The sequence below is a fragment of the Bradyrhizobium sp. UFLA05-112 genome (assembly GCF_053572325.1).
The window spans coordinates 1-10106 of the sequence record NZ_JBANBK010000154.1 but is presented as its reverse complement, the minus strand read 5'-3'; the positions used below and the strand labels follow the sequence as shown (position 1 = coordinate 10106).

The following is a 10106-nucleotide window of genomic DNA, read 5'->3' as shown; positions in this document are numbered from 1 at the left end:
ATCTCGAGATCCGCAGCAAAATCTCCTTCCTTTATAAGGGCATCACCAGATGAGCAGTATGAAGCGCCAACGTCATGATCGGCGAAGAGCGCATTTTTTCTGGTCAGGCAGACTGGCCGGATGGCGTTCTCGACCGGGTTCGTGTCAAGCTCGAGCCCGTCTTCGAGGAAGCGGGTCAGCCCTTGCCAGTGATTGAGCGCGTAGCGGATGTCCTCGGCGAGCGTCGAACCACTGGAGATCATCGACAGCTGTTTCTCGAACCATGGCTTTAGCGCGGCGACGATTGGCAGCGAGTGCTCCTTGCGCGCGGCCAGCCGGATGTCCGGCGATGAACCGCGTACCATGGCTTCGATGGCGTAAAGCTGTGCGATGTGCCGAACCGCAGCCTCGGCAATCGGCGATTTGCTGTTGCGGGCCAATTTGACGAAGCGCCGGCGCAAATGGCTCCAGCAATGCACAAGCGTCCACGGCCCCTGCGGTCGAGCGACTTCGGTCAGCCGGTCATAACCGTCATAGGCATCGCATTGCAGGAAGCGTCCGTTAAAGCCATGCAGGAACTGCTCCGCGAAGGCGCCGCTGCGACCGGGGGCATATCGGAACAGCACGATCGGAGGACTTGGGCCGCTGTGGCCGCGGTCGTCGGAGACGATCGCCCAGAAGTAGCCTTTCTTCGTTTGGCCACGCCCGGGATCGAGCACCGGTGCCGTGGTTTCGTCCATGAACAGACGATCTGCCCTCTCCAGATGGCGACGCATGTGGTCCACTACGGGTTGGAGATGGAAGCAGGCGCGGCCGGACCAGTTGCCCAGTGTCGCCCGATCAAGCCGGATCCCCTGCCGAGCATAGATCTCGGCCTGACGGTAAAACGGCGTATGGTCGCCGAACTTGGAGACGATCACGTGCGCAATCGCCGCTTCGGTCGCAGCCCACCAGGCACGACGTGCTCCGGCGCGTGGGCCTGCACGACAGGGCCCGAGCAGCGGCGACAGATGTATTTCGGGCGGCGCGTGACCAGCACGCGCCATTGCGCCGGGATCACGTCGAGGCGTTTGCTGACGTCCTCGCCGATCTTTGTCATGGCGCCGCAACCGCACGGACAGAGCGTGCTCGATGATCCGTTCCACCCGAGGCAAATGGGCAGGCAAGCAGCCGCGATTGCGATGAGAACCTTGATCCGGCGCGCTCCGCGACCGGCCCTGGATCACAGCCTCGGCTCTCTCCTGAGCCGCGTCCAGGATGCCTTGCGCGATCTCCACGTCTTCCAGCGGCAAGTGATACTGATCTGGCCGCAGCTTCTCGGACTTCGCGCCGAACTTCTCGCGTCTCAATTCCCCGAGAATGACCTCCAGCCGACGTCGCGCTTCCTCCGATGCCGCCAGTGCCCCCTGATGCTCGCTCAAGGCTGCCTGCGTTTGCGCCAAAAGCGCCTTCAGGCGTTCGTTTTCGTTGCGCAGCGCCGCAATGCTCATGCGCTATTTCGAGCACATCGCCACTGCGCCTGCCATGTTCAAAATAGCTCCCGAGTCAATCTGCCGCAGTTATCCAGCCGCCTGGGGACGCCGCGCTTCTTCCGGGCGGACTAACCTCCAATCCAGCCCTTCGAACAGGGCTGCGAACATCGCTGGCGATATGCGCATCACGCCGTCTGCGATCGTTGGCCAAACGAACTTGCAGCCTTCGAGGCGCTTATGAACTAACACCAGGCCCGTTCGATCCCAGACCAAAATCTTGATCCGGTCCGCTCGTTTCGATCGGAACACGAAGGCTGCGCCGCTGAACGGGTCGAGGCGAAGCATCTCCTGCACCTTCGCCGCAAGTCCATCGTGGCCACAGCGGAAGTCGATCGGCCGCGTCGCGATGTAAATCTTCAGATCGGCACCCGCCGCGATCATCGTGACGCTCGCACTGCGCGGATCACCCGGGACAGCTGCTCGCCATCTATGGCTGTGTCCGTCCGCAGCACGACATCGCCGATCGCGATCTCAAGCTTGACCGCCGGAACGTGACCCTCCTCCAACGCGCTTTCCACGACCAGCGACGCGAACGTCGACTGCGACGCCTCGCACGGCGCCAACATGCCTCGCTGTCGAAAGCGTCGTCGCCAATCGTAAATCTGCCAGCGCGTCGCTCCGTGCTTGCGCGCCACCTCGGACACCTGGGCACCGGGTAGCAGACTCTCGGCGACGATCCGAGCTCTCTCAGCCTCCGAACGCACGCGGCGTCCCGACGGTCCTTCAAGGACCTCCAGCCGGCTCACCGGCCCTACCCATGAGCCGTCCAAATGGACGTCCTTTTTGCTGTCCAATCACATCCCAAACCTCCGTCCAAGCCGGAGGCTTCTTCGCACGTTCATTCGAATTCTGAAGCAAGGGTATCGGCTTCGCGCTTACGGAAGACGGCGCAGGCGCTGGCTCTGAGAGCCCGGATCGTGCTGACCTGTGCGGAGGGTGGTCAGAACACGGAAGTGGTGGCCGAGCTGGGGCTGGACCGGCAGACCGTAGGCAAGTGGCGGCGTCGTTTTATGGAGCAGCGCGTGGCCGGGCTGCACGACGAGCCGCGCTCCGGCGCGCCGCGCACGATTGACGATGCCCGCATCGAAGCCGTGATCGTGAGGACGTTGGAGAGTTGCCCTGAGAACGCCACTCATTGGAGCTCCCGCGATATGGCGAAGACCAGCGGCCTATCGGTCTCGACGGTACAACGCATCTGGCGGGCCTTCGGGCTCCAGCCACACCGGATGGAGACGTTCAAGCTCTCGACGATCCGAACTTCGTGGCCAAAGTCCGCGATGTCGTGGGCCTCTATGTCTCACCGCCGGGGCACACCATCGTTCTGTGTGTGGATGAGAAGTCCCAAATCCAGGCGTTGGACCGCAGCCAGCCGATGCTGCCGATGCGTCCCGGCCAGGCGGCCCGAAGGAGCCATGACTACAAAAGGCATGGCACCACATCGCTGTTCGCCGCCCTCGATATTGCGACCGGGCGGGTCATCGGCAAGTGCTACGGGCGCCACCGCACCGCCGAGTTCCGCAAGTTCCTTGATGAGATCGAGGCTGCCGTACCGCGCGATCTCGACGTCCATCTCGTCATGGACAATTACGTTACGCACAAGACCCCAATGATCCGGAGATGGCTGGCCAAAAGGCCGCGTTGGCACGTGCACCTGACTCCGACCAGTTCGTCATGGCTCAATCAAGTCGAGCGCTTCTTCGCGCTCCTCACCGACAAGAAGATCAGGCGCGGCGTCTATCGCAGCGTAGCCGCCCTCCGGGCGGACATCGCCTCGTTCATCGAACGACACAACGCCGATCCCAAACCGTTCCGATGGACCAAATCCGCCGATGACATCCTTGCTTCCATCGAGCGCTTCTTACAATGCCCCGGCAAAACAGGACCCGATGTTGCGAACTTCTGGTTCAGGACACTAGCGCCTCCTGCTCGCGATCGGCGCTAAAGGGGCGCGGTCACCGTCCGCGGTGGTCGCGCTGGTTGGGAATGGCTACCTCCCGCAACACGGCTGAAGGTAGCCAGATTAAGGCAGCCATTGGTCTTTTGGGGCCCTCGGCTGTAAACGACATAGAAAAGCCGCGCATGCCCTGCCCGGTGCCACCATATCATCCGCCGGACGACCTCAATCGCGATCGGGATTCCCTTTGTGCCCGGAGCCTTGCGCCGCGCATTCTCTTCGATGTCGGCCATGGCGAAGAACGGCAGCCGTCCATGCGACCAGCAGGCAGCTTCCCGGATCAGTCCGAGCTGCCGCTCCGCCAGATAAAGCTGGTTGTACCTATGACGTGCTCAACCGCATGGCAGAGCGTGTCGGGGAAGCCGGAAATCCTTAACCGATCCACGAGGTCATCGAGCACCTTTTCGGTACGGTCAAGCAGTGGATAAATCAGGGCGCCCTCCTTAGCGCGGGCTCGAAACCGTGCGTGGCGAGTTCGGCCTAACCGTTCTTGTCTCCAATCTGCGAAGGGGACTCAACAACCTTGGCACAGCAAAACTGCTGGCAGCGGTGCATACGTAAAGAGATTTCAATTCGAGCGATGGCTCAAAAATGCGGCTTCCTGCTGCGTGCGGCATGGTTAAGGACGCCCCTTTAGATCGTCAAATCTCTGTTGAAACACCTGCTGAACCAGCGAGGGTCGAAATACGTTAGACGTTTCACACGTCTGCTAGAATTAGGGTCACATGCTCAAAAGACACTCCCCAACTACACAAGGCAGCCGCCGCCGGTGGGATCCAAGGATCTCGTCCATATGCTCGATGGGCGTCCCCTTCATCATGACCGGCAATGGGTCAAGCGCCTCGCTGCAAATTCCGCCTTTAACTTCGATGACAAGCTCTTTGCTTTATGGCGACCGCTACCTGCTCTACCTCTGATCTGAACATTGGGCATCCGAGACGGATATACGATCGTTTGCACCCGTATGCGGGCGCCCCAGCAGTCACAACGGCGAAAGATTCGAGACTTTCCTCGCCGACACTTGGCTGGCAATTCGGCGGAACAGCAAATCCGTTTAAAGAAGGCTGTTTTCTGACGAACTTTTGTCGTCAAACGCAGCTTTTCCCCGCGCCTGTTCTACTAAAGTAATCCCTGGGCGATTGTTCGCCGTCGCTCGAGAGAAAAGATTAAGAACATAACTGGGCGCGTGCCTTCGCCTGGGAAAGGTGGGATATGTCGTCGTTTATTGACTGCGACCGGGTTGGTTCTGCTGTTCGCATCTGGCACAATCGGCCGACTCAGCGCAATGCGGAGAGCCAGCAGCTGCTTCAGGAGCTCGATGAAGCTTTAGAGCTTGCGGCGCGCGATAACGAGGTCCGCGTGGTTATTCTTGCCGGTCATGGCGATCATTTTTCGGCGGGCCATGACCTCAAGGAGGCCGAGCTGAAGCGGGCTGCATTCACAGTTGAGGAGCGGTGGGCATACGAAGCTCGATACTACTTCGACTACGCCCTCCGGATCAGAGATTGCCCAAAGCCGACTATTGCGCAGGTGCAGGGTGCGTGCATCGCTGGTGGCTTTATGGTAGCGAGCATGTGCGATCTCCTCGTCGCCGCTGACGATGCATTCTTTTCTGATCCAGTAGTTCACACGATGGGTGCTGCGGCCGTCGAGATTCTTGTGCATCCGTGGGTGGTCGGCATGCGCAAGGCGAAGGAAATGTTGTTTCTTGGATCGCGGATTTCTGCTGCCGAGGCGCTGCATGTTGGCCTCGCTAACAAGGTCGTCCCCCGAGCCGAGCTTGAAGATACTGTCTTAGCCATGGCGCAACGTATTGCCGAGGCGCCGCCATTTAGTCTCATGCTCGTCAAGCGGTCGTTAAACCGCGTTGCCGACATGCAGGGGTTCCGCACCGCGCTGCATGCCCATTTTGACACGCATCAGCTCTCTCATGTTGCAGAGGCTTTCAAGGCCGCGAAGCAGCGGGGCCTGTCAAAAACGATCTAGAGCCTGTAGTTCGTAGTCTTTTCGCCTTTGGACAAATCATGAATAGACACAGTTTGCCTGACTCGCAGGAGCGGCCATGGGTAAAGTCATATCCAAAAGGTGCCCGTTGGGACGGTCGATTGGAAATCTCAACCGTCAATCGCCTCTTCGATGATGCTGTTACGCGGTTTGCTGACCGTGACGCAATCTTGTTCGCGCGGCGGCGCTTTACTTTCAAATGGATTGCGACCGAAGTTGAGCGCCTCGCTCTGGCGTTGATGGCTCATCCGCCTCATCCCGAAAGAATCGCGCTGCTTTTACCCAACGCGCCTTTTCACCCTATCGCCTTTTTCGCGACCCTCAAAATTGGGGGAACCGTCGTCAACTTAACCACCTTCGACTCAGAGGCTCAAGTAGCCTACAAGCTGTCGGATAGTGAGGCGACGACTCTGATCACAACGGACGATCCGGACATCCTGGCAAAGGCGAAAGCCGCCGTAGGTCGTTGCGGTGTCATTAGGATTGTGGTGATAGAAGAGGCCAAATGGGGCCGAGATGTACTTCATCCACCCATTCAAGAAGACGAAATCGTCATACGCTATGAACGCTTTCTCCGCGAAGCGTCTATCGTGACCCGGTTCGACGAAGTTACCAGCGAACAGCTTGCCTTGATTCAATACACCGGTGGAACGACTGGCGCGCCTAAAGGCGCAATGATAACGCACGCTAACATCTCTGCGGCGCTTTCAAGTTACTTTCATTGGTTCGACAGTGCTGAAGCGGTTGGACCTGAAATCGTCATTTGTGCGCTCCCGGTCTCACACGTCTACGGTCTCGTGACCATTTTTTTGAAGAGCTTTCTCACGGGCGCGCTCGTATCAATGCATTACCGATTCAAAGTTGCTGACGTGTTGCGCGACATAGTCGAATTGCGGGCGACAACCTTGCCGGCCGTACCTACTATATGGAAGGAGATCGTTGACTACCCTGGAGTCGAAACATACGACCTATCCTCCCTCAGGCTATGCAGCGCGGGCGGAGCGCCGCTCCCAATCAGTGTCAAGGAACGCGTGGAGGCCTTGACCGGACGGTTCCTCCGGGGTGGCTGGGGTATGACGGAGACCATCGCGGCGGGCACTAACCGGCCATCTACGGGATTCCGCAAGGATGGCTCGATCGGTATACCCCTGCCAGGACTTGATCTGCAGATTGTCTCGCTGGTGGATCGCACCCCTCTTCCGACAGGAGAAGTGGGCGAAATCTGCGTGAGGGGGCAAAATGTCATCGCGGGATACCTCCAGGGCCGAGATGCGGAATCGTTTGAGCATGGATGGTTCAAGACCGGAGACCTTGGATTTCTAGATGCCGACGGGTTCGTGTCCATAGTGGGACGCCGCAAGGAGATGATCATCGTCAATGGATTGAACGTGTATCCGATGGTTGTCGAACAGGCGATCTTAGGACATCCGAACGTCGACGAAGTGATCGTGGTGGGTATTCCTGACGAGCGACGAGGAGAGGCGGTTGGCGCTTTTGTGACATTGCGCTTTAGCTGCGACGGTCTCGGTATAGACGAACTCCGAGAGTACCTCTCGGATAAGCTCGGCAGACATGAACTTCCGACTTCCTTGAGCATCCGCCAAGCGTTGCCTAGGACCCCGGTTGGCAAACCCTCGCGACGAGAGCTGCTTAGGGAATTGGGCTTTGATGATACCGCCCCCAAGCAGTTGCTTGGGCAGTTACGGGAACGGAATGTCGTTTGAAGCCACTTTGGCCGAACTGGAAGACTGACTGCGTGCGGGTTACCATCGGAAATCGCCCACAAGCACGCACTTGGGGGCGCTGGAACAGTCGGGGTGTAAGCCGGCAACTTGCCGAATACAGCTTCATCACGCTAGTCATCTGGAATGCAAGTTCGTCACATAAAAGAGCGCTGAGACCTCTGAAGGAGAGCGCTTGTGGCGAATGCAGGTATGAGAGGCCGGCCGATTGCGCCGTTGGTGTTGACTCAGCAGGAGCGGACGTCCTTGGAGAGGCAAGTTCGTCGTCATCGTGTTGCCCGGTCGCTATCTGAGCGATGCCCAGCGATCCGCGGATGGATTGCTTAGCGAGTCTGTGGCTGCCGACTCGGCCTCCACGAACACACCGTTGGCAAGTGGCGTCGCCGATTTTGAAGGATCGCTGTGATGGCCTGCTTGACGAGGCTCGCCCTGGCCGCCCTCGAACCATCAACGACGATCTCGAGCGGATGTTGCGGACGACGCCGGCCGATGCGACGCACTGGTCGATCCGCTCGATGGCTGCAGAAACTGGCTTCTCCCACACCACGATCCGCCGAATGTGGGCGCGTTCGGCTGGTAGCCACACCATAGCCCAGACATTCAAGCCGTCGAGCGATCCGCTGTTCATCGATAAGGTAAGTGACATCATCGGCTTTTTACCTGTCCCCGCCGAACCGAGCCCTTGTCGTCAGCATCGATGAGAAGAGCCAGAGTCAGGCGCTCGACCGCGAGCAGCCCGTCTTGCCGATAATGTCCGGCATGCCGGAGCGTCGTACGCACAGCTATGTGCGGCATGGTACGACCTCGCTGTTTGCCGCGCTAGATCTCGCCCCTGGGTCATCGGCAAATGCTACAAAGCGGCAGCGCGAACGGCAAGCTGGATGCGCCCATGACCGCGACGAAGATCTGCGCGTCACGCACCTCGCCAGTCTTGCGATCAACCACCGGCATCGTGTCGCCGGCATAGTCGACAAACAATTTCTCGCCCCCGCCGTGGTGCTGGCGCATCGCCAGCGGCAGCCGGGCCTTCCCAGTTGCGGAACAAGTCACAGAAACGGCTAAACCGGCACCCATCCCGATGCTCTGCAATGTACTCTTCCCACAGCACCTGCAAGGTAAGCGGCGTGTCTCCCGCACCTTGTTGCTGTTGAGCAGATTGGCAATATGCGTTCGTCTTGAAGTGGACGGATTGCACAGATGGTCGAGCGTGTTGTTGATGCATCGCAGCTGCGAGTTCGGCGGCGCTGGAGCGATGCGGTCAAGGAACGGATCATCGCGGAATCCTTGGTGCCAGGCGCGATCGTCTCGGATGTCGCGCGGCGCCACGGTCTGTCGCCGCAGCACTTGTCAGCCTGGCGCAAGGCGGCACGGGACGGCTTGTTGAAGCTGCCGGAACACACGGAGCCGAGGCCTGCAGGAGCGGTCGCGATCCAGGAGGCGAGTTCATCAAGCGGCGAGGCCGTTAGCTCGCTCGGTGCTCCACGTCCAGGGCATGAGTTCGTCCAAACGCGAGGCCGGCCAGAGGTTGACCAGTCTGGTGAGGACGTCGGTCAAATAGGCCTGTGGCTCGACGCCGCAGAGCTTGCAAGTCTCGATCAGCGAAGCGATGCAGGCCCAGTTCTCCGCGCCTTCATCCGGGCCGGGGCCATAGTGCCGGGTTTCTGACATTCGAAGCCGTGATCACCTATCCGTTCCACCCGCTGGCTGGCCGGATGGTCCTGGTGACCGGCGACCATGAGCACGACGGTGTTCATTATTTCCTGATTCGGCAACCGCATGGCGGCTCCTTCCAGGTGCCAGGCTGGATGTTCGATCCGTCGGCATGTTCGACAGAGATTGTAACGATTCCGCGCCTTCCCGTCAGCCAACTCCTTCAACTGCGTAATCTGGTTGATCATCTCGTACCCTGTCGTCCGGAAGAAGAAAGCCCCGGAGGATTCGGCGATGAGAAGGCAGTGTCGTACGCAAATGGATCTGTTCCTTCCCCTAACCCAGCCCAGCGACATGATTGGCACCGAACGCCAGAAGGCGTTGGCCCTTCTGCGAGCATTGCTGATGGAAGCGGCGACGAAGCCGGCGAACGAGCCTCCAGCCAACGGCAAAAAGGGAGCAGGCAATGAATAAGATCACGCCCGCGCACCTGGCTCGCGCCGCTTTCGTGTATATCCGCCAATCCACAGCGTATCAGGTCGTCAACAATCTCGAGAGCCAACGACGCCAGTATGGCTTGGTGGAGCGTGCGCGGCAGCTTGGTTGGGAAGACGTTCAACTTGTCGACGATGATCTCGGCCGATCCGGTGGCGGAACGGTCCGACCGGGCTTCGAGAAGCTACTGGCCGCGATTTGCGAAGAACGGGTTGGAGCCGTGGTATCGCTCGAGGCATCACGCCTTGCCCGGAACGGCAGAGACTGGCACACTTTGCTGGAGTTCTGCGGCCTGGTCGGCACACTGATTGTCGACGAGGAAGCAATCTATGATCCACGCTCACCCAATGACCGGCTGTTGCTTGGTATGAAGGGCACCATGAGTGAGATGGAGTTGTCGATCTTCCGGCAACGGTCCGTCGAGGCAATGCGCCAGAAGGCGCGACGGGGTGAACTCCATTTGACCGTCGCCGTCGGCTACGTGAAGACGGATGACGACCGTATCGAGAAGGATCCTGATCGACGCGTCCAGGACGGCATCTTGCTCGTCTTCCGCAAATTCGGCGAGCTCCAGTCAGTCCGGCAGGTGCTGCTTTGGTTCAGGCAGGAGAACGTTCTCGTTCCAGCGATTGTGCAAGGTCGCGGTAAACGCCCGGTCGAATGGAAGCCACCCGTCTATCACACACTGCACCACATGCTGACGAATCCGGTGTACGCCGGTTCTTACGCCTATGGCCGGCGAGGGACACG

The 10106-nt window shown here is 59.4% G+C and carries 6 protein-coding genes and 7 pseudogenes; 7 read left to right on the top strand and 6 right to left on the bottom strand.

What is annotated here, in order from left to right; genetic code table 11:
* Positions 1 to 62 precede the first annotated feature (62 nt).
* The 3 genes and pseudogenes from tnpC to SO180_RS41180 form a co-directional block, all read right to left on the bottom strand.
* Positions 63 to 1469, bottom strand: a pseudogene (gene tnpC, locus SO180_RS41190) (IS66 family transposase); the annotation flags it as partial.
* A 69-nt stretch (positions 1470 to 1538) separates the two neighbouring features.
* Positions 1539 to 1892 carry an IS66 family insertion sequence element accessory protein TnpB gene (tnpB, locus tag SO180_RS41185; protein ID WP_061876445.1) on the bottom strand — a complete coding sequence of 118 codons (354 nt, stop codon included), beginning with the start codon at positions 1890 to 1892 and terminating at the stop codon, positions 1539 to 1541.
* Positions 1889 to 2305 (bottom strand): transposase, encoded by a 417-nt coding sequence (locus SO180_RS41180; RefSeq protein ID WP_449384493.1) that lies wholly within the window; start codon positions 2303 to 2305, stop codon positions 1889 to 1891. Before SO180_RS41180 ends, tnpB begins: the two co-directional genes overlap by 4 nt.
* Here SO180_RS41180 and SO180_RS41175 point away from each other — a divergent pair.
* Positions 2282 to 3453, top strand: a pseudogene (locus SO180_RS41175) (IS630 family transposase). The gene SO180_RS41180 and the pseudogene SO180_RS41175 sit on opposite strands and share 24 nt — an antisense overlap.
* Before the next feature lie 161 nt (positions 3454 to 3614).
* Here SO180_RS41175 and SO180_RS41170 read toward each other — a convergent pair.
* Positions 3615 to 3785 (bottom strand): annotated as a pseudogene (locus SO180_RS41170) (IS66 family transposase); the annotation flags it as partial.
* Positions 3786 to 4677: 892 nt separating this feature from the next.
* On the opposite strand from SO180_RS41170, the gene SO180_RS41165 reads away from it, so the two are divergent.
* The 3 genes and pseudogenes from SO180_RS41165 to SO180_RS41155 form a co-directional block, all read left to right on the top strand.
* Positions 4678 to 5451, top strand: coding sequence for an enoyl-CoA hydratase (locus SO180_RS41165; protein WP_449384492.1), 774 nt, complete (start codon positions 4678 to 4680; stop codon positions 5449 to 5451).
* Positions 5452 to 5570: 119 nt separating this feature from the next.
* Positions 5571 to 7193 (top strand): AMP-binding protein, encoded by a 1623-nt coding sequence (locus SO180_RS41160; RefSeq protein ID WP_449384491.1) that lies wholly within the window; start codon positions 5571 to 5573, stop codon positions 7191 to 7193.
* 195 nt (positions 7194 to 7388) lie between these two features.
* Positions 7389 to 8068 (top strand): annotated as a pseudogene (locus SO180_RS41155) (IS630 family transposase); the annotation flags it as partial.
* A 7-nt stretch (positions 8069 to 8075) separates the two neighbouring features.
* On the opposite strand, the pseudogene SO180_RS41150 reads toward SO180_RS41155, so the two are convergent.
* Positions 8076 to 8331, bottom strand: a pseudogene (locus SO180_RS41150) (IS21 family transposase); the annotation flags it as partial.
* 77 nt (positions 8332 to 8408) lie between these two features.
* Between SO180_RS41150 and SO180_RS41145 the strand changes: the two are divergent.
* Positions 8409 to 8561 (top strand): annotated as a pseudogene (locus SO180_RS41145) (transposase); the annotation flags it as partial.
* 96 nt (positions 8562 to 8657) lie between these two features.
* Here SO180_RS41145 and SO180_RS41140 read toward each other — a convergent pair.
* Positions 8658 to 8852, bottom strand: a pseudogene (locus SO180_RS41140) (transposase domain-containing protein); the annotation flags it as partial.
* A 35-nt stretch (positions 8853 to 8887) separates the two neighbouring features.
* On the opposite strand from SO180_RS41140, the gene SO180_RS41135 reads away from it, so the two are divergent.
* Positions 8888 to 9331 carry a hypothetical protein gene (locus tag SO180_RS41135; protein ID WP_449384490.1) on the top strand — a complete coding sequence of 148 codons (444 nt, stop codon included), beginning with the start codon at positions 8888 to 8890 and terminating at the stop codon, positions 9329 to 9331.
* A partial coding sequence (locus SO180_RS41130; RefSeq protein WP_449384489.1) for a recombinase family protein occupies positions 9328 to 10106 on the top strand: 779 nt, incomplete at its 3' end. The genes SO180_RS41135 and SO180_RS41130, both read left to right, overlap by 4 nt.